General features: G+C 63.4%; 17 protein-coding genes. 8 read left to right on the top strand and 9 right to left on the bottom strand.

Features of this window, described 5'->3' with window-relative positions; all coding sequences use genetic code 11:
- Positions 1-31 precede the first annotated feature (31 nt).
- The 4 genes from AC0L2C_RS10795 to AC0L2C_RS10780 all read left to right on the top strand — a co-directional run bounded on the left by AC0L2C_RS10795 (position 32) and on the right by AC0L2C_RS10780 (position 7,052).
- A complete protein-coding gene (locus tag AC0L2C_RS10795; protein WP_128247451.1) occupies positions 32-1,561 on the top strand; it encodes a DegQ family serine endoprotease in 1,530 nt (509 codons plus the stop codon).
- A 388-nt stretch (positions 1,562-1,949) separates the two neighbouring features.
- Entirely contained in the window at positions 1,950-2,624 is a 675-nt protein-coding gene (locus AC0L2C_RS10790) for a response regulator transcription factor (protein WP_288142156.1), read from the top strand.
- A gap of 1 nt (position 2,625) precedes the next feature.
- A complete protein-coding gene (locus tag AC0L2C_RS10785; RefSeq protein ID WP_473523337.1) occupies positions 2,626-4,095 on the top strand; it encodes a sensor histidine kinase in 1,470 nt (489 codons plus the stop codon).
- On the top strand, positions 4,095-7,052 hold the full coding sequence (locus AC0L2C_RS10780; RefSeq protein ID WP_287258526.1) for a bifunctional [glutamine synthetase] adenylyltransferase/[glutamine synthetase]-adenylyl-L-tyrosine phosphorylase: 2,958 nt from the start codon (positions 4,095-4,097) through the stop codon (positions 7,050-7,052). The genes AC0L2C_RS10785 and AC0L2C_RS10780 overlap by 1 nt, the downstream gene beginning before the upstream one ends.
- A gap of 67 nt (positions 7,053-7,119) precedes the next feature.
- On the opposite strand, the gene AC0L2C_RS10775 is transcribed toward AC0L2C_RS10780, so the two are convergent.
- The gene (locus AC0L2C_RS10775; RefSeq protein WP_287052499.1) at positions 7,120-9,447 is read right to left on the bottom strand and encodes a PAS domain-containing sensor histidine kinase; all 2,328 of its coding nucleotides are present in this window, start codon (positions 9,445-9,447) and stop codon (positions 7,120-7,122) included.
- Between the two features lie 316 nt (positions 9,448-9,763).
- Positions 9,764-12,409 carry an aminopeptidase N gene (gene pepN / locus AC0L2C_RS10770; protein ID WP_128247446.1) on the bottom strand — a complete coding sequence of 882 codons (2,646 nt, stop codon included), beginning with the start codon at positions 12,407-12,409 and terminating at the stop codon, positions 9,764-9,766.
- 156 nt (positions 12,410-12,565) lie between these two features.
- On the opposite strand from pepN, the gene AC0L2C_RS10765 reads away from it, so the two are divergent.
- Positions 12,566-14,872 (top strand): xanthine dehydrogenase family protein molybdopterin-binding subunit, encoded by a 2,307-nt coding sequence (locus AC0L2C_RS10765; protein WP_473523336.1) that lies wholly within the window; start codon positions 12,566-12,568, stop codon positions 14,870-14,872.
- A gap of 44 nt (positions 14,873-14,916) precedes the next feature.
- A complete protein-coding gene (locus AC0L2C_RS10760; protein ID WP_287122135.1) occupies positions 14,917-15,819 on the top strand; it encodes a DMT family transporter in 903 nt (300 codons plus the stop codon).
- Here AC0L2C_RS10760 and AC0L2C_RS10755 read toward each other — a convergent pair whose 3' ends face one another.
- From AC0L2C_RS10755 to AC0L2C_RS10745, 3 genes are all read right to left on the bottom strand, one after another.
- A complete protein-coding gene (locus AC0L2C_RS10755) occupies positions 15,820-16,632 on the bottom strand; it encodes a helix-turn-helix domain-containing protein (protein WP_287239292.1) in 813 nt (270 codons plus the stop codon).
- Between the two features lie 267 nt (positions 16,633-16,899).
- Positions 16,900-17,787 carry a uracil-DNA glycosylase gene (locus AC0L2C_RS10750; RefSeq protein ID WP_287306247.1) on the bottom strand — a complete coding sequence of 296 codons (888 nt, stop codon included), beginning with the start codon at positions 17,785-17,787 and terminating at the stop codon, positions 16,900-16,902.
- Positions 17,788-17,913: 126 nt separating this feature from the next.
- The gene (locus AC0L2C_RS10745; protein WP_128184623.1) at positions 17,914-18,558 is read right to left on the bottom strand and encodes a hypothetical protein; all 645 of its coding nucleotides are present in this window, start codon (positions 18,556-18,558) and stop codon (positions 17,914-17,916) included.
- Positions 18,559-18,797: 239 nt separating this feature from the next.
- On the opposite strand from AC0L2C_RS10745, the gene AC0L2C_RS10740 reads away from it, so the two are divergent.
- Both AC0L2C_RS10740 and AC0L2C_RS10735 read left to right on the top strand, forming a co-directional pair.
- On the top strand, positions 18,798-20,477 hold the full coding sequence (locus AC0L2C_RS10740) for an electron transfer flavoprotein-ubiquinone oxidoreductase (RefSeq protein WP_287285243.1): 1,680 nt from the start codon (positions 18,798-18,800) through the stop codon (positions 20,475-20,477).
- A gap of 145 nt (positions 20,478-20,622) precedes the next feature.
- Positions 20,623-21,228 carry a DUF922 domain-containing protein gene (locus AC0L2C_RS10735; protein ID WP_128172683.1) on the top strand — a complete coding sequence of 202 codons (606 nt, stop codon included), beginning with the start codon at positions 20,623-20,625 and terminating at the stop codon, positions 21,226-21,228.
- A gap of 1 nt (position 21,229) precedes the next feature.
- Here the strand turns inward: AC0L2C_RS10735 and AC0L2C_RS10730 are convergent, their stop codons facing one another.
- The 4 genes from AC0L2C_RS10730 to AC0L2C_RS10715 form a co-directional block, all read right to left on the bottom strand.
- Positions 21,230-22,255 carry an endonuclease/exonuclease/phosphatase family protein gene (locus AC0L2C_RS10730; protein WP_287239287.1) on the bottom strand — a complete coding sequence of 342 codons (1,026 nt, stop codon included), beginning with the start codon at positions 22,253-22,255 and terminating at the stop codon, positions 21,230-21,232.
- 118 nt (positions 22,256-22,373) lie between these two features.
- Positions 22,374-23,834 carry an AMP nucleosidase gene (locus AC0L2C_RS10725; RefSeq protein ID WP_245277730.1) on the bottom strand — a complete coding sequence of 487 codons (1,461 nt, stop codon included), beginning with the start codon at positions 23,832-23,834 and terminating at the stop codon, positions 22,374-22,376.
- 128 nt (positions 23,835-23,962) lie between these two features.
- Positions 23,963-24,157, bottom strand: a complete 195-nt coding sequence (locus AC0L2C_RS10720; RefSeq protein ID WP_287140474.1) for a hypothetical protein — start codon at positions 24,155-24,157, stop codon at positions 23,963-23,965.
- A gap of 36 nt (positions 24,158-24,193) precedes the next feature.
- Complete coding sequence (locus AC0L2C_RS10715; protein ID WP_287205745.1) at positions 24,194-24,346, bottom strand: hypothetical protein; 153 nt, start codon at positions 24,344-24,346, stop codon at positions 24,194-24,196.
- Positions 24,347-24,464 lie beyond the last annotated feature (118 nt).

Raw genomic sequence — 24,464 nt, 5'->3', positions numbered from 1 at the left:
AGCGCATCCCTTGAAAGAGGATACGAGACCCATGAATATTGCCCCCAATTCACATTCCCGCACCCGCAAACGCCTGATGGCTGCCGCCGCATCAGTGGCCATTGCCGGCGCGATCGGCTTCGGCGCGGTTGCCACCGGGACAGCCCCCGTCCTGGCCGAGGCCGTGCGTGTCGAGGCGCCTCAAGTACCGAGCTTCGCCGACGTGGTCGAGCGCGTTTCGCCGGCGGTCGTCAGTGTCCGCGTCAAAGCCAAGATAGAATCGACCGCCGACGATGGCTCCGATCTTCCCGACGCCTTCGGCAATCTCCCCGACGATCCGCAATTGCGCCGCTTCTTCAGGGAGTTCCGTGGCTTTGGCGATCAGGATGGCCGGGATGGAATGCGACGTTTCGGACGCGGTGACCGCCAGCCACGGCCGGTCGCTCAAGGGTCCGGCTTCTTCATCTCCGAGGATGGCTACCTCGTCACCAACAACCATGTCGTCGGAGAGGGCTCGTCCTTCACGGTGGTGATGCATGACGGCAAGGAACTCGACGCCAAGTTGGTCGGCACAGATCCGCGCACCGATCTCGCAGTGCTCAAGGTCGAAGGCGACGGCAAGTTCACCTATGTCGACTTCGCCGACGATTCAAAGGTTCGCGTCGGCGACTGGGTGGTGGCCGTCGGCAATCCGTTCGGCCTCGGCGGCACAGTCACTGCCGGCATCGTCTCGGCCCGTGGTCGCGACATCGGCGCCGGTCCTTATGATGATTTCATCCAGATCGATGCCTCGGTGAACCGCGGCAATTCGGGTGGCCCGACCTTCAACCTCAACGGCCAGGTCGTCGGCATCAACACCGCGATCTTCTCGCCGTCCGGCGGCAGTGTCGGCATTGCCTTCGACATTCCCGCCTCGACCGCCAAACAGGTCGTTCAGGATCTGATGAAGGACGGCACCGTCCAGCGCGGCTGGCTTGGCGTCGAGATCCAGCCGGTCACCTCCGAAATCGCCGAATCGCTCGGGCTGAAGTCCGATAAGGGCGCTCTCGTTTCCAGCGTCCAGGACGATGGTCCCGGCAAGGAGGCCGGCATATCGGCTGGTGACGTTATCACTCAGGTGGACGGCAAGGACGTCGCTTCGCCGAAGGAACTCGCCCGCCTGATCGGCGCCTACCCGCCCGGCAAGCCGGTCGACGTCACGCTGTGGCGTGACGGCAAGAGTGAAACGGTCAAGGTCGACCTCGGCACGCTGCCTTCGAGTGACAAGCAGGCTTCGGCCGACCAGCAGCCTTCGGCTCCGCCAAAGGCCGATACGCTGGCCGACCTCGGTCTCACCGTCACCAGGTCCGACGATGGCAAAGGGCTTGTGGTGACCGATGTCGATCCCGACAGCGATGCCGCCGATCGCGGGATCCAGCCCGGCGATGTCATCACCTCGGTCAATTCGACGGAGGTCAATGGCACCGAGGACGTCGCCAAGGCCATGGCCGACGCGGTGAAGTCGGGCCGCAAGGCGGTGTTGATGCAGATCACCCGCGACGACAGCAACCGCTTCGTCGCGCTGCCTGTCGCCAAGGGCTGACGTTCCAGACTCTTCCGATGCGGCGGTTTCAAACACCCGAGCCGTAGCATGGGAAGCACGGGGCTTGAATACGTTAGTCAGTCATCGTGTTCCGGCCCAGCGGCAGCGGGCTCCCATCGCCCGCTGCCGCTCGAACAGAAGCATGACGATATGCTCACGCAACAAAAAAGCATGTCGCCCAAAAGTGTGAAGCGGTTTTGGGATGACGACATGCTCAAACAACAGAGCATCTCGCCCAAATCCGAGGATGCGGCGGCTCGACGCCGATAACATTATAAAACAGAGGCTTACTGCTCGCTCTTGAATCACTTTGTTCGCGATGCACCTCGAGGCCAAGATGTCTATGCCGGCCACTCATTCTTCCAGCGAAATCGCGTATAACGGTCCCATGAAGATTCTCGTCATAGAAGACGATCGCGAAGCGGCCGATTACCTCCAGAAAGCCTTTACCGAGGCCGGACATACCGCCCATGTCGCCGGCGACGGCGAAACCGGCTTCGCGCTCGCTGACTCCGGCGACTATGACGTGATGGTGGTCGACCGCATGCTGCCGCGCCGCGACGGCCTGTCGGTCATCGCCGGTCTTAGATCCCGAGGCAAGACTACGCCGGTGCTGATCCTGTCGGCGCTCGGCGAAGTCGACGACCGGGTCACCGGCTTGCGCGCCGGCAGCGACGACTATCTGACCAAGCCCTATGCCTTTTCCGAGCTGCTGGCCCGGGTCGAGGTGCTGAACCGCCGCGCCAGCGCCAGGGAGGCCGAAACCGTTTACCGGGTCGGCGATCTCGAACTCGACAGGCTGTCGCATTCGGTACGGCGCGCGGCCCGCGAGATTACGCTGCAGCCGCGCGAGTTCCGCCTGCTGGAATATCTGATGCGCCATGCCGGCCAGGTGGTGACGCGCACCATGCTGCTGGAAAATGTCTGGGATTATCATTTCGATCCGCAGACCAACGTCATCGACGTTCACGTCTCGCGGCTGCGCGGCAAGATCGAGAAGGGCTTCGACAAGCCCATCCTGCACACGGTTCGTGGCGCCGGCTATATGCTCAAGAGCGGCTAGCATGGCTCTTTCCATGCCGGCCATCATGAAGACGACGGCAGCGCGGCTTTCGGCGCTCTATCTCCTGCTGTTCGCCATCTGTGCGGTGCTGCTCGTCTTCTACATGACCTCGCTGTCGGCGCGCATGCTGACCGGCCAGACGCAGGAGACCATCAACGACGAGGTGCTCGGCCTCGCCCGGGTCTATCAGCGCGGCGGCTTGCCGCTGCTGGTCCGCGTGGTCGAGCAGCGCTCACGCCAGCCCGGCGCCAATCTCTATTTGATCGCCGATGCCAACGGCCAGATCCTGACCGGAAACGTGCAGAGCCTGGAACCCGGCGTTCTCGAGGCCGAGGGCTGGACGACGGAGCCGTTTTCCTACCGGCGCTTTGGCGAGGGCGAGCTCGAGCGGCAACGCAACCCGATCGCCGACCCGAACGAACCCAGCCAGAGCGAAGTCCAGGTCGAAGGCGAGAAGGGCCACAACGCCATTGCCTTGGTGCTGCGCCTGCCGAACCAGATGATCATGCTGGTCGGCCGCGATCTCGGCGAGCCTGAGCGGTTCCGCGCCGTCATCCGCCGCGCCTTGACGTTGGCGCTCGGCATGATGGCGCTTGGCGGAATTTTGATCTGGTTCTTCGTCGGCCGCGCGGCGCTTAAGCGCATCGACTCGGTGTCGCAGGCCAGTCGCCGCATCTTGGGCGGCGACCTTTCCGGCCGGCTGCCGGTCACCGGGGCCGGCGACGAGTTCGATCGGCTCTCCGAAAATCTCAATTCCATGCTGGCCAGGATCGCGACGCTGAATGAAGGGCTGAAGCAGGTCTCCGACAACATCGCCCACGATCTGAAGACACCGCTGACCAGGCTGCGCAACCGCGCCGAGGCGACGCTCTCCGGCAAGCACAACTCCGCCGACTACCGGCAGGCGCTGGAAGCGACCATCGCCGAGTCCGACCATCTGATAAAGACGTTCAACGCCATCCTGATGATCTCAAGGCTGGAGGCGGGCTATTCCTCAGAAATCACCAGCCGGGTTGATCTGGCTGCTTCCGTCCGCGATGTCGTCGAGCTCCACGAGCCGGTGGCGGAGGAGGCGGGAGTGACACTCGAGACCTCGGTGCAGGATGGCTTCGCCGTTGAAGGCAATCGCGAGCTGATCGGCCAGGCGCTATCGAACATCGTCGACAACGCGATCAAATATTCGACCGACTCGACAGCCAAGCCGACCGTTCGCGTGGCGCTCGATCGCGTCGGCAGCGAAATCAGGCTTTCCGTCACCGACAACGGCCAGGGCATTCCCGACGATGCCGATCGCGCCAGGGCGACCGAGCGTTTCGTGCGGCTGGAGAAGAGCCGCTCGCAGCCGGGTTCCGGTCTCGGCCTCAGCCTCGCCAAGGCGATCATGACATTCCACAAAGGGCGGCTTGATCTCCTGCCCGCCAATCCTGGATTATCCGTCGTCATGAGTTTTCCCGAACGGGAGGATCGCTGATGGCGGTGAAGGCGGCTGCGGAACACACCAACTGGCTTCTGAAGCCGGCGGCAAGGCTCGTGCCTCTGGATCAGAACCGAGCCCGGCGGGAATTGTCGGAGATCGCTTCCGCAGCGCAGGAAGAGGGGCTTGCCGTGCTGGCGAAATTCCTGGCCGGCGAGGGCGCCGTCCAGGAGTTCCTCGCGGCAGTCTTCGACCTGTCGCCGTTCCTGCGCGACACGGTGCGCCGCCGCCCGCAGATCCTGGATGCGCTTTTCGATGAGACCGTCGAGGCGCGGCTGGCGTCGATCGGCGCCGCCATCGGCAAGGCCGCGCGGGCGGAAGCCATCTCTGAAAACGGCCTGATGATGGAGTTGCGGCAATGGAAAGCGGAAGCGCATGTCCTGATCGCGCTGGCCGATCTTGCAGGCGAGGCCGAAACTGCAATCACAGTACGGCGGCTGAGCGATCTTGCCGACGCCTGCACCCGCGCTGCCGTCGACTTCCTGCTTCGCGACGCGCACCGACAAGGCAAGCTCAAACTGCCGGATCTCGAGGATCCGGCGCGCCGGTCGGGCTGGATCCTGCTCGGCATGGGCAAGCTTGGCGCGCATGAGCTGAACTTCTCCTCCGACATCGACCTCGTCGTTTTCTTCGACCCGCAAGCGCCAGCAGACGTCGATCCGCTCGATGCGACGGAGCTGTTTTCGCGCCTGACCCGCCGGCTGGTCCGCATGCTCCAGGACCGCACCGAACACGGCTATGTTTTCCGCACCGACCTCAGGCTTCGTCCCGACCCCGGTTCGACGCCGCTGGCGATCCCGGTCGAGGCGGCGCTGCGCTACTACGAGGCGCGGGGCCAGAACTGGGAGAGGGCCGCAATGATCAAGGCGCGTCCGGTGGCCGGCGATGTCGCCGCCGGCACTGCGTTCCTGAAGGAGCTCCAGCCCTACATCTGGCGCAAATACATGGACTATGCGGCGATCGCCGACGTCCATTCGATCAAGCGCCAGATCCATGCCCACAAGGGTCTTGGCGAGATCGCGGTGAAGGGCCACAACGTCAAGCTCGGCCGCGGCGGCATCCGCGAGATCGAGTTCTTCGTCCAGACTCAGCAGCTCATCGCCGGCGGCCGCTTCCCCGAACTGCGCGGCCGCGAGACGGTGCCGATGCTTGGCCAGCTTGCGGCACGCGGCTGGATCACTGCCGATGCGCGCGATACGCTCACAAGGCAGTACTGGCTCCTGCGCCGCGTCGAGCACGCCGTTCAGATGGTCGCCGACGAGCAGATCCACATACTGCCGGACGATGACGAAGGGCTCGAACGCATTGCTCGCCTGCTCGGTTTTGCCGATGCGGCGACCTTTGCCGAGGCGTTCCGCGCCGCACTCCATCAGGTCGAACGCCACTACGCAGCGCTTTTCGAGACCGCGCCCGAGCTTTCGGCGGGCATCGGCAATCTGGTCTTTACCGGCGATGTCGACGACCCCGATACGTTGCAGACCCTGCAGAGATTGGGATTCCAGCGGGCGAGCGACATCTGCCGCGTCATCCGCGGCTGGCATTTCGGCCGCTATCGCGTCACCCAGTCAGCCGAGGCGCGCGAGCGGTTGACCGAACTGACGCCGGCGCTGCTGCAATCCTTCGGCCAGACGCGCCGCGCGGACGAGGCGTTGATACGCTTCGACGAATTCCTTGCCGGTCTGCCCGCCGGCATTCAGCTGTTCTCGCTGCTCCACTCCAATCCGGCTCTGCTGAAGCTGCTGGCGACCATCATGGGCGCGGCGCCCCGGCTGGCCGCCATCATCACACGTCGGCCGCACGTGTTTGACGGCCTGCTTGATCCGGCCCTTTTGACCGAACTGCCGGATCGCGCCTATCTGTCCGGCCGTCTCGCCGCGTTCCTCGAGGGCGACAGGGCCTATGAGGACGTGCTCGACCGCTTGCGCATCTTTGCGTCCGAGCAAAAATTCCTGATCGGTGTCAGGCTGCTTGCCGGCTCGATCGATCCGGCGCGCGCCGGCCGTGCCTTTTCCGATCTGGCCGATCTCACCATCGACGCGGCGCTGCGGGCGGTCATCGCCGAGTTCGCGCTACGCCACGGTCGCATCGCCGGAGGCACGGTTGCGCTGCTCGGCATGGGCAAGCTCGGCAGCCGCGAATTGACGGCCGGCTCAGACGTCGACCTCATCCTGCTCTATGATCACGACGCCGATGCCGAAGAATCCGATGGCGACAAGCCGCTCGCCCCGTCGCACTATTACGCCAGGATGACGCAGCGGCTGATCGCTGCGGTGTCCGCGCCGACCGCCGAGGGCGTTCTCTACGAACTCGACCTTCGCTTGCGGCCGTCCGGCAACAAGGGGCCGGTGGCGACCCATGTCGATGCCTTCAAGAAGTACCAGCGCAAGGATGCCTGGACCTGGGAGCATATGGCGCTGTCGAGGGCCCGCGCGATCGGCGGCGATCAAGCGCTATGCGCCGAGGTCGAGACCGAAGTGGCACAGGTGCTTGCCCTGCCGCGCGACAGCGCCAAGGTGATGGCCGAGGCGGCCGAGATGCGCGCGATGATCGAGAAGGAAAAACCGCCGCGCGATCTCTGGGACATCAAGCTGATCCCGGGTGGTCTCATCGATCTCGAATTCATCGCGCAGGTGGCGGTGATCACGGGAAAGGTCGAAGCCGGCCGCCGGGTCACCGGGACGGCGGACGTGCTGTCGAGGCTGGCACCGGATTTCGCCAAGGCGCAGATCAGGCAGGAGCTTTGCGATGCCTATGCGCTCTATCTGGCGCTGACCCAGATGACGCGGCTCTGCCTCACCGGCGTATTCGAACGCGACGACGTTCCGCCGGGGCTTTCGGATCTGCTACTGGCGGTCACCGACCTGCCGGATTTCGGGGTGCTGGAAGCGCACCTCAAGGAGACGTCGCAAAATGTCAGGAAGGATTTTGGCTTTTTGCTTCGTGTGAATGAGTAGTGAGTAGTGAATGGTGAATGGAATTAGATATTCACTACTGACTATTTCACTATTCACTATTCACTAGTCAGGCGGCGGCCCTGACTGGCTGCGTCGGCTTCCTGGTCGGAATGCGCACCGACACGATCGTGCCGGTGCCTTCGGTGGAGCGGATTTTCAAGGCGCCGCCCTGAAGCTCGGCCAACGAGCGTGAGATGGCAAGGCCAAGGCCGGAACCGGCATGGCTCTTGGAAAACTGGTTCTGCACCTGCTCGAACGGCCGCCCGAGCTTGCTCAGCGCCTCCTTCGGGATGCCGCAGCCATTGTCTTCGATCGTCAGCACCAGAGCGCTGGAGGTGTTGCGGGCCCTTACCGCAATGCGGCCGCCCTGGCCGGTGAACTTCACCGCATTCGACAGCAGGTTGATGATGATCTGCTTGATCGCCCGGCGGTCGGCGAACAGCGTCAGCGAATCGGGGATGCGTGTTTCGACGGTGATCGACTTTTCCGCCGCCTGCAGCGAGATGACGCGCACCGTTTCCCGCATCAGCGGGCAGAGGTCGATCTCCTCCTGATCCATCGAGAACTGGCCGGCCTCGATCTTCGACATGTCGAGGATGTCGTTGATGACGCCCAGAAGATATTTGCCGCTGCCGTTGATGTCGGTGGCGTATTCCTCGTAGCGCGGCGAACCCAGGGGCCCGAACAGCGCCTGTTCCATCAGTTCGGAGAAGCCGATGATCGCGTTGAGCGGCGTGCGCAATTCATGCGACATGTTGGCCAGGAACTCGGATTTGGCCCGGTTCGCGGCCTCGGCGCGCTCGGTTTCCTTCATGTATTTGTGATTGAGCTCGACCAGTTCGCGCGACCGCTCTTCCTCTGCCCGGCGGGCAAGGCTGAGATCGTGGATCGTCGCCATCAGCCGGCGCTCGCTGTCGACCAGCTTCTCCTGGTGCAGCTTGATCTGGGTGATGTCGGAGCCGACCGAGACGGTGCCGCCGTCCCTGGTCCGTAATTCGTTCACCTGCAGCCAGCGGCCATCGGCAAGCTGCCGCTCGAAGGTCACGCCGCCTTGCTGCCCGTTGGTGTTGGCAAGCCGGCGCTCCGAGGCGAAGGCAAGCATGCGATCTTCGAGAACGGCGCGCGAGGCGCCCGGCATCACGTCGCGATCCGACAGGCCGTTGTCCTGCTGGTACTTGGAATTGCACATGATCAGGCGCTGGGCCGAATCCCAGAGCACGAAGGATTCGTTGATGTTTTCGATGGCCGTTCGCAGGCGAAGATCCGCGGCCTCGGAGCGCAGCGCCAAATGCCGCTGCTCGGTGACGTCGACGGCGATGCCGATCAACTGGATCTCCGGCGCTTCCGGGTCGATCACCTGCGCTCTTGCGCGCATCCACACCCATTGTCCGTCGGCGTGGCGCATCCGGAACACTTGGTCGATGTGGTCGATCTCTCGTGCGACGATCCTGTTGGCGAGTTGGAATAGGTCGCCGTCCTCGGGATGGATGATCCCGTCGACCTCGCCGAACGACAGCATCGTGTCGCAGGGCTCATAGCCCAGCATGTCGTACATCGAACGCGACCAGTACATCTTGCCGCGCACCATGTCCCAGTCCCACAGGCCGCAGCGGCCGCGCACCAGCGCCATGTCGATGCGCTGGTGCGCTTCGAGATAGATGCGGTCGGCGGTCTGGGCGCGCGCCGCCTGGCCGAAATAGGCATAGAGGACGATGATCAGCACGCCGGCCGTCAGCACGAACAGCGTGACGTTGAGCGAAACGGTCTTGCGCCACGTGTCGAAGACCGCATCCTGCGGGACGAGCGCTGCGGCAGCACCATTCCTGCCGTTTGCCAGGCTCACCGCGGCATACCAGTCCTGGCCGCCGATGCTGACCTCCATCACCCCGGCGCGGTCGCCGAACATGAACAGCGGTTGACCGCCCTGGGCGATGGCGTCGAGCGACCGCCCTTCCCAGCCCGTCGATTGCGGTGTCACGGCAACGATCTTGAACGCGCTGTCGGTGACCGCAAGCACGTGGCTTCGGCCCATGGCGCCCTGACGGCTGATGCCCTCCAACAAGTCCTGCGTCGCGCCAGGCGTCGAGGCCATGTTCGCATCGACGCTGATCGAACTGGCCAGTTGGCCCGCCGCGAGCGAGAGGATCGCCTTGGCGTCGCGTTCCACGTCGTCGCGCTCGTGCATCAGCGACAGGAACCGCAGTGCCGCGATGACAATCAGGAAAATGATGATGAGGGCCGGTATCGATCGGCGCAGCAATGGCTCGGCTGCCAGAAGCCGTCGGTAGGCGGGTTCGGCGATCAGCCGCGCATTGCCGGCGAGACCGTCGCTTCCCGCCTCACGCTGCTCAAAACCCGTCCCTCCGGGCGCGCCCCACGCGTCCGCCTTCGCCATAAATGGCTCTCCCCGATCTTAAATCTGCTTGACGATCCGGCGACGCCGCACTTCCGAATCTTCAGCTAAAGAATCAAAGGTGATTCGGCTTGTCCATAGGCGCAGCGAAAAAAGATTAAAAATCGACTAAAATAATGGCTTTTCCGCCCGATGGTGCCGGGCGGCAACCTTCTAAGGTGTGTTGAGATTCAGGTCAGGCCGTGCCGAGAACGGTGGATTCCGAGAACCGGAGCGGAGCGTACTTTTTGGTACGTGAGCACCGGAAGCGCAGGAAGCCGCCGTTCGCAGGCCGGCATCACCTGAATATCAAATTACCTTACGCCAGCGTGCGCTCAATGATGTCGCGCAAATCGGCCGACAGGTTCTCGGTATTGGCAATCGAAAGCAGCGCTTCCCTTGCCTTGCCCTGCCGGGCAGGTTCCAGCGAGCGCCATGATCTGAGTGCCGTCGCCAGCCTGGCGGCCAATTGCGGGTTGCGCTTTTCGACCTGCAGGACCGTTTCGACGAAAAACCGGTAGCCTTCGCCGTCGGCGCGATGGAAGCCGGTCTGGTTGGCGCTGGAAAACGTGCCGACGAGCGAGCGCACCCGGTTCGGGTTGGCCATCGAGAAGGCCGGGTGGCCGGTCAGGGCGCGCACTGCATGAATGGTTTGCGGGCCCGGCACGCTGGCCTGGATATGGAACCATTTGTCCATCACCAGCGGATCGGTCGCATATTTCGCTTCGAACTCCGCCAGCGCCTTGACCGTCGCGGGCAAACCGTTATGGCGCAGCGCAAGCACGCTCAATGCGGCGGCCCGGTCGGTCATGTTGGTCGCGGACTGGAAATGCCGGGCCGCAAGCGCCGCACCTCCATGCAGCAGCGAAAGATAGTCGAGCAAGGTGTTGCGCAGCGCCCGGCGACCGGCGCTTGCCGCATCAGGACTGAAAGCGTGCTTGTCGGTCAGTCGATCGTAGAGGTCGGAGAATATCTCGCGATTCGCCTCGGCGATCGCGACCGTCAGCGCCTCGCGGGCCGAGAAAATGGCATCGGGGTCGATGTTCTTGCCGATGTCACGGGCGATATCGGCTTCGCTAGGAAGCGCCAAAGCCAGCGCCCGATAGGCCGGTTCGAGTGTCTCGTCGCCGGCTATTTTGCCGGCAAGCTCGATCAACCGCGATGCGAAACCGGGCTGCTTGCCGTCAAGGACCTGGCGGAAGGTGGATATCAGAGCCTCGGTCAAAAGCGTGTTAAACGCCTGCCAGCGCGAGAAGGTATCGTTGTCATGGCCAGCAAGGAAGAACTGATCGTCGGCCCTCTGCTCGACGGAAAGCGTCACCGGCGCCGAGAAGCCGCGGTTGAGCGACATCGCCGGGCGCTCAGTGACGCCCGAGAAGCGCACCATGTGCCGGCGCTTGCGGATATGGATGACGCCGTCCTCGACGCTGGCGCCCTCGACGCCGCCATATTCTATCGCTTTGCCGTCGGTGCCGACCAGGCTGAAGGCCAGCGGAATATGCATCAGCCGCTTGCGGCTTTCGGACGGCGTTGGCGGCACCGACTGTTCGATCTCGAGCGTGAATTCCTGGGCCGCCGCATTGTGCGTCGAACTGATGGTCAGATTGGGCGTGCCGGCCTGATGGTACCACAGCGAAAATTGCGCGAGGTCGCGCCCGGACACATCCTCGAACACCTTGATGAAGTCCTCGATGGTTGCAGCCTCGCCGTCATGGCGCTCGAAATAGAGATCCATGCCGGCTCGGAACGTCTCGGCGCCGAGAATGGTGCGGATCATGCGCACCACTTCCGAGCCCTTTTCGTAGACTGTCGCCGTGTAGAAATTATTGATCTCGCGGTAGCGGCGCGGTCGCACCGGATGCGCCAGCGGTCCCTGGTCTTCGGGAAACTGATGTGCCTTGAGCGTGCGCACTTCGGCGATGCGTTTCACCGCTCGCGAGCGTTGGTCGGCGGAGAATTCGTGATCGCGGAAAACTGTCAGCCCTTCCTTCAGGCAAAGCTGGAACCAGTCGCGGCAAGTGATTCTGTTGCCGGTCCAATTGTGGAAATACTCATGCGCGATGATCGCCTCGATATTGGCGAAATCGGCGTCCGTTGCGGTCTCCTGATCGGCCAGCACATACTTGTCGTTGAAGATGTTGAGGCCCTTGTTCTCCATCGCGCCCATGTTGAAGTCGGACACGGCGACGATGTTGAAGACGTCGAGGTCGTATTCGCGGCCGAACGCTTCCTCGTCCCATTTCATCGACCGTTTCAGGGCGTCCATGGCGTAGCCGGCGAGCCGCTCCTTGCCCGGCTCGACAAAGATGCCGAGCTCGACCTGGCGGCCGGACAATGTGACGAAGCTGTCCGCGACCTTGCCGAGAGCCCCCGCAACAAGGGCGAACAGATAGGACGGCTTGGGGAAAGGGTCGTGCCAGACTGCATAGTGCCAGCCGTCGGCAAGTTCGCCGCAGCCAGCCGGGTTGCCGTTGGAAAGAAGCAGTGGCGCCTCGTGGTGCGGCGCCTCGATGCGCACCGTATAGACCGACAGGATATCCGGACGATCGAGAAAATAGGTGATGCGCCGAAAGCCCTCGGCCTCGCATTGCGTGCAATAGACGTTGCTGGAGCGATAGAGGCCCATTAGGGCTTCGTTGTGCGCCGGCGCCAGCTCGGTTTCGATCAGCAGCTGGAAACGGGCTGCTGCGGGCGGCGTGGTGATCGTCAACTGATCGGGCGTGGCGAAAAAATCGGTGGGCGCGAGTGTCTGGCCGTCGATTGCGATGCGGCCGAGCGTCAGGCCATCGCCGTCCAGCACCAGCGGCACTGACGCCGCGACGCCGTCACGGCGCTCGACCGTCAGCACGGCGATGACGCGCGTGGCTTCCGGCGACAGCCGGAAAGTCAGGCCGGTTTCCGGAATGAGATAGTCGGTGGGGCGATAGTCTTCGAGCTTGAAGACCTGGCCGGTGTCCGTGCGCATTTCCGTTGGTTTTCCTGTCGATTCCCGCAGCGGCAGGTGGGTCCGCTGGTCGAAGAAATGTGAAGCACGCGCTCTTTACACGAAACCGTCACTCGACAAAACTGGCGCAGCGCCTATTTCAGGCACTCGTTTTCCAATCATCGTCGCGAGGTATCCATGACCGTCGTCACACCGAAATTCGGCATGGGCGCCTCTGTGCTGCGTCGCGAGGACCAGGCCTTCCTCAAGGGTCTCGGTCGCTATACGGACGACATCCAGCCGGCCGGCCTCCTGCACGGCTATGTCCTGCGCTCGCCGGTGGCCAAGGCAAGCTTCACCCTCGGTTCGACCGAGGCGGCCAAGGCGGCATCTGGCGTCCATCTGGTGCTGACCGGTGCTGATCTTGCTCATCTCGGCAAGCTGAAATCCGGCGTCATGCAGAGGCAGCCGGACGGCACCAAGGCGCCGACCCGCGACATTCCGGTCCTTTGCCGCGACCGGGTCAATTATGTCGGCGACGCCGTCGCCTTCGTCGTCGCCGACAGCCGCGCGCTGGCGCAGGACGCGGCCGAACTGATCGAGGTCGAATACGAGGGCGAGGATGCCGCGTCCGGCACCGCCACGGCGCTTGACGAAGGCACGCCGCTTGTCTGGCCGGAACTCGGCTCCAACCGCGCCTTCAGCTACCACATCGGCGACAAGGCGAAGACCGCGGCGGCATTCGCCAGGGCGGCGTATGTCACCCGCATCGAATTCATCAACAACCGGCTGGTCTGCAACTACATGGAGCCGCGTTCGGCGATCGGCGAGTGGAACACGCAGGAGAACCGCTTCGTGCTGACCACAGGCTCGCAGGGCGTGCATTCCATGCAGTACATCCTGGCCGACATATTCAAGATCAAGAAGAATCAGCTGCGCGTCATCACGCCGGATGTCGGCGGCGGCTTCGGGCCGAAAAGCTTCGTCTATCGCGAGCATCCGCTGGTGCTGGAGGCCGCCAGGCGCCTTGGCCGCCCGGTGAAATGGGCCGGCGACCGCACCGAGCATTTCCTCACCGATGCGCAAGGTCGCGACAATGTCGTGACCGCCGAGATGGCGATGGACAAGGACGGCCGCTTTCTCGGCATGAAGGTCGATCTCCTCGCCAATATCGGTGCCTATATCTCGCAATATGGCCCGTTCATCCCCTATATCGGCGTCACCATGTCGACCGGCGTCTACGACATCCAGGCGCTCGACGTTTCGGTGACCGGCCTCTACACCAACACTTGCCCGGTCGATGCCTACCGCGGCGCCGGCCGTCCGGAAGCGGCATTCCTGCTGGAAAAGCTCGTCGACGCCTGCGCCCACGACCTGGCCTTGCCAGTCGAAGAGATCCGCCGGCGCAATTTCATCAGGCCCGAACAGTTTCCTTACCGCACGCAGACCGACCGCCTCTATGATACCGGTGAATTCGCAGGCCATATGGACCGCGCCATCGAACAAGCGGAGTGGCAGGCGTTCCCGGAGCGACTGGCGCAGTCGAAGGCGGAAGGCAAAATCCGCGGCATCGGCATGGCGACCTATATCGAGGCCTGTGCCTTTCCCGGCTCTGAACCGGCCTTTGTCGAATTGAACGGCGACGGCACGGTGACGCTGAAGATCGGCACCCAGACCAACGGGCAGGGGCATGCGACCGCCTATGCGCAGTTCCTCTCGGAAAAGCTTCATCTCGACATCGGCAACATTCATGTCCGCCAGGGCGACACCGACGAGCTGAAGGCCGGCGGCGGCACCGGTGGCTCGCGCTCCATTCCGCTTGGCGGTGTATCAGCTTCTCGCGCCGGCGAGGATCTGGCCATCAAGATCAGGCGCATCGCCGCCGATGAGCTGGAAGCCTCGGCCGACGACGTCGAATTGTTCAACGGCGTTGCCCGCATCGTCGGCACCGATCGCACGATCGATTTTTCGAGCATCGCCAAGGCCGCCAGGAACCCGGACGATCTCAAGGGCTTTGGCGAGTTCGTGCAGGACGAATGCACCTATCCGAACGGCACCCACATCTGCGAGGTCGAGATCGATCCCGACACCGGCGTGACGGAAATTGTCCGCTATACGATCGTCGACGATTTTGGCGTCACCGTGAACCCTGTCCTGCTGGCCGGCCAGGTGCATGGCGGCGTCGTCCAGGGCATCGGCCAGGCGCTGACCGAGAACACGGTCTATGACGAGGACGGGCAGCTGTTGACGGCAAGCTTCATGGACTATGCCATGCCGCGCGCCGACGATTTGCCGTTCTTCCATTTCGAGACCCGCAACGTGCCCTCGACCACCAATGCACTCGGCATCAAGGGGGCAGGCGAGGCGGGCACGATCGGAGCGACGCCGGCCGCGCTCAACGCGGTGACGGATGCGCTCTATCGCGCCTACGGCATCAGGCACATCGACATGCCGGCAACGCCGGCGCGCATCTGGGCGGCGATCCAGGAAGCAGCTGCCAAGTGAACCCGACGGACCATCCCGGCGGGCACAACACGCTGACCGGGATCATGCTCAAGATCGTCTCGGTGGCGGTCTTTGTCGCCATGTCGTCCTGCATCAAGGCGGCGGGCACGGTGCCGGCCGGCCAGATCGTCTTCTTCCGCTCGTTCTTTGCCATCTTTCCGATCGTCGTCTTCCTGGCCTTCCAGGGAAAGCTTGGCACCGCGTTTTCGACCAAGCGCCCGCTCAACCACATTGCGCGCGGCGTTGTCGGCGTCTGCGCCATGGGGCTCGGCTTCTTCGCGCTGATACGGCTGCCGCTGCCGGAAGCGATCGCGCTGAACTACGCACAGCCGCTGCTGGTGGTGGTGTTCAGTTCGATCTTCCTCGGCGAAGCGATCCGCGTCTATCGCTGGAGCGCGGTTGCGGTCGGACTGGTCGGGGTGCTGGTCATCTCATGGCCGGAACTGACGCTGCTGGGTTCGGGCGCAGCGCTCGGCGATCAGGAGGTGCTCGGCGTCATCGCCGCACTGGTCGCGGCAGCGATCTCGGCCGTCGCCATGCTGCTGGTGCGCAACCTTGTCCAGAGCGAGCCGACGGCAACCATCGTGCTGTGGTTTTCGGTGACGGCGAGCCTCCTGGCCTTGCTGTCGCTGCCGTTCGGCTGGCAGGCGCTGACACCGGCGCAGGCGGGCCTGCTCGTTGCTGCAGGCTTTTGCGGCGGGCTCGCTCAGATTCTGATGACGGCCGCCTATCGCCATGCCGAGGCCTCGGTCGTGGCGCCTTTCGAATACACGTCGATGCTGCTTGGCATTGTTGTCGGCTATCTCGCCTTCGGCGACGTCCCGACGGTTCATATGCTTATCGGCGGCGTGATCGTCGTTGCCGCGGGCATCTTCATCATCTGGCGCGAGCGGCAACTGGGCCTTGAACGTGCCCGCACCCGCCAGGCGACCCCGCCGCAAGGATGATCAGGACGGCTCGGCCCGCTCGTTCGCCAACCGCACCAGCACGGTCCTTGTCTGCTCATCGGCGGGGAAAAACGATTCGATCGCCAGTTCCGACAGCGTCACGTCGAGCGGCGTGCCGAACACGGTGATGGTGCTGATGAACGACAGCACGGCATCGCCATGCGCAAGCCGCAGCGGGTGCACGATCGCGTTCGGCTCGACCGGCACCGGCCGTGCGCCGTTCAGGCCGGACGGATAGGTCCGAAGCTCGCGCTCCAGTTCGACCAGAACCGGGTCGCCAGTGGCGTCGTTCTGGTGTTTCAGCCGGTCGAGAAGATGCGCGCGCCATTCGGCCAGGTTGACGATGCGCGGCGCGACGCCACCCGGGTGCAGGCTGAGCCGCAGCACGTTGACCGGCGGCTTCAGCAAGGAAGGCTCGGCGACGTTGGCGAGGAATGGGCCGATGGCAGCGTTTGCCGACACCAGGTTCCAGTGCCGGTCGACAGCCAGCGCCGGGAAGGGTTCGTGCCCCTTGAGCACGATCTCGACCGCCGCCTTCGCCGGCGCCAGCGAGGCATCGGTGAGCGGACGCTCGCTGAAGCTGGGGGCAAAGCCCGCGGCCAGCAGGAGCTGGTTGCGCTGCCTCAACGGGATCGACAGCTGCTCGGCCAGATGCAGCACCATGTCGCGCGAGGGTGCCGCGCGGCCGCTTTCCACGAAACTCAGATGCCGCTGCGAGATTTCGGCTTCCATGGCGAGATCGAGCTGGCTCATGCGCCGGCGCGTGCGCCATTCGCGAATGAGGCTGCCGGCGGAAGTCTGGGTTACGGTCATGGGCGCATGACTAGGCCGGCCGCAGATGCATTTCAATTACCGGGGAGGTTATAGGTACAGCATCTACGTCGGAGATTTGCGAAAGCGGTGATGACAGCCAATCTCCCCCCTTGTGGGAGAGATGCCTGGCAAGGCAGAGGGGGGCGCTGTCCAGCCGACCTATCGGGATAGCACGAAAGTGGGCCATCCTTCGCGCCCCCCTCTGGCCTGCCGGCCATCTCCCCCACGAGGGTACCACGAGGGGAGAGACTGGCTAATCTCGAACCCTCAACCCAGCGCCCGAAGCTTCGCCTTCACTTCAAGGAAATCCCGCCACGCCAGCTTCTTGTGCGCGGGGGTTCGCAAGAGATACGCCGGATGAAGCGTCGGCATGGCGGGGATGGCAATGCCGGCGGCGGTCGTGTGGACGCGCCAGTTGCCGCGCAGCCGCAGGATGCCCTCTGTGGTGTTGAGAAGGGTGCTTGCCGAGGGGCCGCCCAAATTGACCAGCACCTTCGGATTGACCAGCTCGATCTGCCGTTCGATGAACGGCCGGCAAATCTCGGTCTCGTGCGGCGTCGGCGTGCGGTTGCCCGGCGGCCGCCAGGGAATGACATTGGCGATGTAGGCCGAGGTCCGGTCGAGGCCGATCGCGGCCAGCATCCGGTCGAGCAGCCGGCCCGAGCGGCCGACGAACGGCAATCCCTCGATGTCCTCGTCGCGCCCGGGTGCCTCGCCGACCAGCATCACCGCGGCATTCGGATTGCCATCGGCGAACACCAGGTTCTTGGCGGTGAATTTGAGGTTGCAGCCTTCGAAAGCCGCCATGTGCTGGCGAAGCTCGTCCAGGGTCGCCGCCGTCGTCGCCAGGTGTCGCGCCAATGCCGCTTGCTGCTCGTCGGGCACTGTCGCAGTACCGGTCGGCGCGCGCGCCGCCGGTGCCGCAGCTTGCCTTTCGCCCATTCCGGCGCGTGACAGGCTTGTCGAGCGTGGCAGCGCTGCGTTCTCACCGGTTGGCGGCGTAACTGTCGCTGGCCCCCGCTCAGGCGGCTTTGACGCAGCCTCGGCAAACCTGTTCAGCGGCTCCTCTTCGAGCGCTTCATCGACGCCGGCGCTGGCGTAGAAGGCCAGCAGCTCCGCAATCTCAGGTCGGTTGTCTCGGGAAACGGCAGTCATGCTTTCACATTCGGTCGCGCGGCAGGAATTTGCAACATCGTGATTGGCGCGATGCTTCATGATTTCGTCATCCAGGGCCTCAGCGTCGTCGCTTCGCTCCTGCTTCGCCCTGGATGACGAAGTGGTTCAGCTCGACGGTATACGTGGATCCTGCACCAGATAGAACGTCCAGCGTGGTGTGTAGTCGGTGATCAGGTAATCGAATTTCGCTGTCTTCAACGGGTCGATCTTGCCGCTCTTGAACAGCAGCCGGTCATAGGGTTCGAAGTCGCGATCGAAATCGGCAAAGCTGCTCGACCAGATGTTGTCAGGCGTCTTGTTGCGCTGGTCGAACGACAGGCCGTCGCCGAAAACGCTCGGCCGGTGGAGTATCTCCTGGAGCTCGAACTGGAACTCGACCCAGGCCTGGCCGCTGTTGTTGAGCACGTCGACGCGCATATACATGAGGCCGTTGGCAAATTGGCCCGCAGTGCCGAAGGGCTGGATCGGCTTTGTCGTGCGGATCGTCAGTGTCACTGGTGTCGCCGAATTCAGCTCTTCGGTGATGACAAGCGGGTCCTCCTTTGTCCCGATGCCCGAGGCGCTGGTGATGCGGAAGCCGCCCAGTTCGTCGGAAAAGGAGTAGGCTCCGGCCACCCAGACCCTTTGCGGCTCGGCGTGGGCGGCAACCGACGCCAGCGGCAAAAGGGCCAAAACGAGCGCCCGGCAAATCCGTCCGGGCGACGAAAAAAAGCGCGTCGATGAAAAGCCGGATGGCCCGTATGTGCGCATGGTGCGAAGTATGGCCGATAAGCAAGCCGTCGAACAATTAAAAAAAATCAGGGCAACCGCTCTCTTCGGACCCGGATCGATGTTGGTGGACCCGCAAATCGCGATTTTGTAGTACGATGCGCGGCCTTTTTGACGAAATCGGCATTGTCACGTCAGCGCCGGTTTCGCGTCGCGAATTGATGCGCTATGCAGCGGATAAGCCAGCAAGATGCGCAAATGCGGCAGCCAGTGAGGGGTTGATGAGCGAGATCGAACGCGAAAGCATGGAATTCGACGTGGTCATCGTCGGCGCCGGTCCGGCCGGCCTCGCTGCCGCTATCCGTCTCAAGCAGGTCAATCCCGAGCTTTCCGTTGTCGTCCTGGAAAAGGGCGGCGAAGTCGGCGCCCACATCCTGTCCGGCGCCGTCGTCGATCCGATCGGCATCGACCGGCTGCTGCCGGGCTGGCGTGACGAGGAGGGACATCCGTTCAAGACGCCGGTCACCGCAGACCATTTCCTGGTCCTCGGCCCCGCCGGTTCGTTCCGTCTGCCCAATATCCTGATGCCGCCGCTGATGAACAACCACGGCAACTACATCGTTTCGCTCGGCAATGTCTGCCGCTGGCTGGCGACCAAGGCCGAGGCGCTGGGCGTCGAGATCTATCCGGGCTTTGCCGCCGTGGACCTCATTTACAGTGGCGAGGACGCGGTCGCCGGCGTTGTCACCGGCGACATGGGCGTCGAGAAGGATGGCACGCATGGCCCGGGCTTCGCGCCGGGCATGGCGCTGATGGGCAAATATGTGCTGATCGGCGAGGGCGCGCGCGGCTCGCTGGCCAAGCAGTTGATCGCCAGATACCATCTTTCCGACGGCCGCGAGCCCGGCAAATACGGCATCGGTCTCAAGGAGCTCTGGCAGGTCAAGCCGGAGAACCATCGGCCGGGCCTTGTCCAGCACTCCTTCGGCTGGCCGCTCGACATGAAGACCGGCGGCGGCTCCTTCCTCTACCATCTGGAGGACAACCAGGTGGCGGTCGGCTTCGTCGTCCACCTCAACTACAAGAACCCCTATCTGTCTCCGTTCGACGAGTTCCAGCGCTTCAAGACCCACCCGGCGATCAGGGGCACATTCGAGGGCGGCAAGCGGCTCGGCTATGGCGCCCGTGCCATCACAGAGGGCGGCTGGCAGTCGGTGCCGAAACTGTCCTTCCCCGGCGGCGCGCTGATCGGTTGTGCTGCCGGCTTCGTCAACGTGCCGCGCATCAAGGGTTCGCACAATGCCGTGCTCTCCGGAATGCTGGCGGCCGAGCATGTCGCCCAGGCGATCGGCGCCGGCCGCGCCAATGACGAACTGGCTTCCTACGAGGCGGCATGGCGGGCGACCGACATCGGCAAGGATTTGAAGAAGGTGCGCAACGTCAAGCCGTTGTGGTCGCGCTTCGGCACCGTCGTCGGCGTCGGCATCGGCGGCCTCGACATGTGGCTGAATTCGCTGTTCGGGTTCTCGCCTTTCGGCACGCTGAAGCACGGCAAGGCCGATTATGCGACGCTTGAACCGGCCGCCAGGCATAAGAAGATCGCCTATCCGAAGCCGGATGGCGTGCTCACCTTCGACCGCCTGTCCTCGGTGTTCCTGTCCAATACCAACCACGAGGAAAACGAGCCTGTCCACCTGCTGGTCGCGGATATGGACCTGCAGCAGCGCTCCGAACACGATGTCTATGCCGGGCCCTCGACACGCTACTGCCCGGCCGGCGTCTACGAATGGGTCGACAAGGATGGCAACGCCGCCGCCGATCCCGCGGCGAAGGACGTGCGCTTCGTCATCAACGCGCAGAACTGCGTCCACTGCAAGACCTGCGACATCAAGGACCCGAACCGGAACATTACCTGGGTGCCGCCACAAGGTGGTGAAGGCCCAGTCTACCAGAACATGTAGCCCAGCAAGCCAGATCTGCCCGGCAGCTGTCTCGACCGTTGACCAAAATGAAAGCGCGTGAAGGCCTATTATATGTGCGGCGTCTAAAAGAAGTTGAAGCGGGGCGGCGCCTGTGGTTCCATTCTTTCTGACCCGGGAGATGACCATGCGCCTGGCGGTTCTGACGTGCCTTGTGGCGATTGGCGGCTTGTGCGGCTTCGCACCGCCGGCATTGGCTGACACGAAGGTGCTGGTCAAGACCCGGACCTACGACATCACTGGAACCACGGGCGCCGCCCTGATCGAGGCCATGGACCGCAACGGTCCGAAGCGGCACGGCTTCATGACGCACGCCATCGCGCTGGCCGCCTATACCGTGGATTGGGACCTTGACGTCACAAGGGAGGGTGGTGTCTGCCGTCTGCGCCAAGCCAATGGCACGCTCGATCTCACCTACACCTTGCCGCGTTTGGCCTCAGCCGCGACACCGGCGCTGCAGAAGCGCTGGAAGCGGTTTTTCGCGGGCGTTCGTGCTCACGAGCATAACCATGGCCGCATCGCCAGGACAATGATGCGGGCGACCGAGAAATCGATCACTGGACTGGAGTTCGCCGACAACTTGTTTTGCAGCAAGACCCACCGCGAGGCGAGGCGCCGGATCAAGGCCGTCTATGCCGAATACGAGGCGAAACAGAACGCCTTCGACGCGCGCGAGCATCGCGACGGCGGCCATGTCGAGCACCTCATCAGGGCGCTGTTGCGCAAGCAGTAGCTCAGCCTCGGGTCCTGCCGTTCTGTCTCACCGATGCCGTCGCGGTTTCTTGTTCGTCGACCGGCTTCTTCTGTTCCTGCCTGAGCGAGAACTCCACCATCAGCGGAAGATGGTCGGAGCCGGTGTTTTCTAGCCTCGACACCGAATGGATGAGAACCGCGCCCTTGCTGAAAACAAGGTCGATCGGCAGTCCGGCGAAGCGCAGGAATTCCGGCAGCTTGATAGGGAGCCAGGTCGGCCCCGGCGAAGGCGCCACGGTCAGCTTGCCAAGACCTGCCACGCGCCGGACGGCGGCGCTCCACGGCACTGCATTGCAGTCGCATGCCATGATCGATGTCTCGCCGAGCGAGGCGAACTCCCCGGACAATCCGCCGATCTGCCGTGACTGGTTGCGCGGCCATGGCCAGGTGAGGTGCATGGCGGCGACGTCGACGTCGGTTCCGCCGAAATCGACCGTCGCGATGGCCATCGCACCGCGCCTGTCGCAGCGCGGTTGCGTTCCGGCGGCAAACGGCCGCCTGGACAGCAGCGCAACGCCGAACACGCCATTGGGGTAGGGGCAGATGATCCGGTAGGGATAGGCGCTGGCAATATAGCCAAGCTCGGTCGTCCACATCTCCGACACTTCATCGAGAGTGATCACGTCCGGATTGGTCCGGCCGATCAGCGACAGTACTTTCTTCGGTGTCGGATTGTTGAACCGCAAGTTCATCTGCAGCAGGCGGTAGACCATCTGGTCACCGGGGTAGACCGCCTGATCGCCGGCCTCGGCTTCGTAGGCTGCCTGGACCGGCCACAGGCGGGGCACCAGGACGTTCGAGGTGGTGGCAAAGGCAGCCACCGCAAAGAGCAGTGCTGTGGCCGCCTGCAGGCGAAACGAGGTCGCCAGCAGCGGCAGCGCGCAAAGCGCCATCAGCACGGCAAGATGAACGCGGAAATGAGCGAAGGAATCGAAGGCCGGATGCAGCGTTCCGAAAAACCCGGCCACCAGCGCGACCGAGAAGACGAGCATTGCGACGAATGCCATCGAAGCCATCATGTCTCGAACGGGTGCCATCTACTTTGCTTATCGGCAGAAATGCAGCCCAAAGCAAGATTACGAAATGCCCTGCCGCGCTGTTACCAAGGTCGCAGGCCGAGCGGTGCTACTGGAACGCCGTCTCCGAAAAGCTTCTGAGCTTGCGCGAATGCAACCGTTCCATTGGCATCTCGGCCAGCTTTTCCATCGCCCTGATGCCGATGGTCAAATGCTGTGCCACTTGCCGCTTGTAGAATTCGGTCGCCATGCCGGGCAGCTTCAATTCGCCATGCAGCGGCTTGTCGGAGACGCAAAGCAGCGTACCGTAGGGTACGCGGAAGCGGAAGCCATTGGCCGCGATCGTCGCCGACTCCATGTCGAGCGCGATCGCCCGTGATTGCGACAGCCGTTGAACCGGCCCCCGCTGGTCGCGCAACTCCCAGTTGCGGTTGTCGATGGTAGCGACTGTGCCGGTGCGCATGATACGCTTGAGGTCATAGCCGGAAAGGCCGGTGACTTCGGCGACCGCCTCCTGCAGCGCCACCTGGATTTCGGCCAGCGGCGGGATCGGCACCCAGACCGGAAGATCGTCGTCCAGAACATGATCTTCCCGCACATAGGCATGCGCCAGCACATAGTCGCCCAGCGCCTGGGTGTTGCGCAGGCCGGCGCAATGGCCGAGCATCACCCAGGCATGCGGCCTGAGCACCGCTATGTGGTCGGTGATCGTCTTGGCATTGGAGGGGCCGACGCCGATATTGACCATGGTGATGCCGCCATGGTTCGGCTTCTTCAGATGATAGGCCGGCATCTGCGGCAGGCGTGGCGGCGCCACGCCATGGCTGGGCGCGTTTTGTCCAGCCTTGGTGACGACGTTTCCCGGCTCGACGAATTCGACGTATCCGCCGCCGCCTTTCGCCATCAGATCGTGCGCACGGGCGACGAATTCGTCGATGTAGAACTGGTAATTGGTGAACAGCACGAAATTCTGGAAATGCTGGGGGCTGGTCGCCGTGTAGTGCGACATCCGGTGCAGCGAGTAGTCGATGCGTTGCGCTGTAAATGCCGCCAATGGCCTGGCTTCGCCTAACGCCACTTCGAACGTGCCGTTGGCGATCTGGTCGTCGGTGCCGTCGAGATCCGGAACGTCGAACAGGTCACGGATCGGCCGCCTGATGCGCTCGGCTGCCGCGCCGTCGACATGCGAGCCTTCCAGGAACGCGAAATGCAGCGGGATGGGCGTCGTCGATTCCGAAACTGTGACTGGAACGCCATGATTGCGCATGATCAGGCGAAGCTGTTCGATGAGATAGCGTTCGAAAAGGGCGGGCTGGGTTATGGTGGTCGAGAAATGCCCGGGGGTTGGCATATGGCCGTAAGCCTGCCGCGAGTCGATCTGGGTGAACGAAGTCGTGGTGACGCCGACCTCCGGATAAAACGCCCGGTAGCGCTTGTTGTTGTCGCCGCCTGCGGCGAGCGCCGTAAACGAATCGCGCAGGAATTTGGTGTTGCGGTCGTAGAGCGCCTGCAAGGCCGCGACGGCCTTTGCTGCATCATTGAAGATCTGCCGGCCAAACGGCTCCGGCATCACGACTGAGTCTATGGCTTGGGGATAGATTCGCTTTTCCATGACCCAATATAGAGGCTTGGCGATGCGGTTGGGAGGGGGCCGAAGGGTCGTTTTTTGTTTTGCATTGTTTCGATGAAGCCGATTGGCTAGCCGCGCCGCAGGCTGACCAGCAGCACAAAGCCGACGCCGGTCTTCTTCAGCGCCGGCGCTTCGATCATCGAGCCAGCATCGGCGCGCATCGTGGGCACGGCCAGAACCGGCGCTGCAAGAACCATCAGGATGAGCGTCGCCCGCGGCACAAGCCGAAGGGTCTTGAGGGCGTTGGCGACGATGCGGTCCATGGCTTGTTGCTTCTCTCTGTGGGGTTTTTGTCGGCGTCAATGGCGAAGGTGGCTCGGGCAACCGAACCGGCAGGAATTGGCCTGGTCCCAGTTGCGGGCCGGGCGCCCAGCCTCGGCAACGAGGATGGCGAACGACACGCCGAAGAGGCTCATCAGCAGGCAGACGATGGTGAAGCGGCGGGCGAACATGGCGTGGTGTCTCCTTCGACACGCATGAGAATGCCCTGATGCAACTGAACCGGTTCTGATGCCGGCGTTCATCTGCGGTTCAAATTTGGACTGTTAGGGCGCGGAAGGCGCAGCCTGC

The organism is Mesorhizobium sp. WSM4845 (assembly GCF_055811455.1).
Note: the sequence above shows the minus strand (reverse complement) of the source record. Positions and strands in the feature narration are given on the sequence as shown.

Excerpts from the sequence above, each read along its gene's own strand:
- AC0L2C_RS10795 (WP_128247451.1), top strand. The coding sequence starts at position 32 with ATGAATATTGCCCCCAATTCACATTCCCGCACCCGCAAACGCCTGATG.
- AC0L2C_RS10790 (WP_288142156.1), top strand. The coding sequence starts at position 1,950 with ATGAAGATTCTCGTCATAGAAGACGATCGCGAAGCGGCCGATTACCTC.
- AC0L2C_RS10785 (WP_473523337.1), top strand. The coding sequence starts at position 2,626 with ATGGCTCTTTCCATGCCGGCCATCATGAAGACGACGGCAGCGCGGCTT.
- AC0L2C_RS10780 (WP_287258526.1), top strand. The coding sequence starts at position 4,095 with ATGGCGGTGAAGGCGGCTGCGGAACACACCAACTGGCTTCTGAAGCCG.
- AC0L2C_RS10775 (WP_287052499.1), bottom strand. The coding sequence starts at position 9,447 with ATGGCGAAGGCGGACGCGTGGGGCGCGCCCGGAGGGACGGGTTTTGAG.
- pepN (WP_128247446.1), bottom strand. The coding sequence starts at position 12,409 with ATGCGCACGGACACCGGCCAGGTCTTCAAGCTCGAAGACTATCGCCCC.
- AC0L2C_RS10765 (WP_473523336.1), top strand. The coding sequence starts at position 12,566 with ATGACCGTCGTCACACCGAAATTCGGCATGGGCGCCTCTGTGCTGCGT.
- AC0L2C_RS10760 (WP_287122135.1), top strand. The coding sequence starts at position 14,917 with ATGCTCAAGATCGTCTCGGTGGCGGTCTTTGTCGCCATGTCGTCCTGC.
- AC0L2C_RS10755 (WP_287239292.1), bottom strand. The coding sequence starts at position 16,632 with ATGACCGTAACCCAGACTTCCGCCGGCAGCCTCATTCGCGAATGGCGC.
- AC0L2C_RS10750 (WP_287306247.1), bottom strand. The coding sequence starts at position 17,787 with ATGACTGCCGTTTCCCGAGACAACCGACCTGAGATTGCGGAGCTGCTG.
- AC0L2C_RS10745 (WP_128184623.1), bottom strand. The coding sequence starts at position 18,558 with ATGCGCACATACGGGCCATCCGGCTTTTCATCGACGCGCTTTTTTTCG.
- AC0L2C_RS10740 (WP_287285243.1), top strand. The coding sequence starts at position 18,798 with ATGAGCGAGATCGAACGCGAAAGCATGGAATTCGACGTGGTCATCGTC.
- AC0L2C_RS10735 (WP_128172683.1), top strand. The coding sequence starts at position 20,623 with ATGCGCCTGGCGGTTCTGACGTGCCTTGTGGCGATTGGCGGCTTGTGC.
- AC0L2C_RS10730 (WP_287239287.1), bottom strand. The coding sequence starts at position 22,255 with ATGGCATTCGTCGCAATGCTCGTCTTCTCGGTCGCGCTGGTGGCCGGG.
- AC0L2C_RS10725 (WP_245277730.1), bottom strand. The coding sequence starts at position 23,834 with ATGCCGGAGCCGTTTGGCCGGCAGATCTTCAATGATGCAGCAAAGGCC.
- AC0L2C_RS10720 (WP_287140474.1), bottom strand. The coding sequence starts at position 24,157 with ATGGACCGCATCGTCGCCAACGCCCTCAAGACCCTTCGGCTTGTGCCG.
- AC0L2C_RS10715 (WP_287205745.1), bottom strand. The coding sequence starts at position 24,346 with ATGTTCGCCCGCCGCTTCACCATCGTCTGCCTGCTGATGAGCCTCTTC.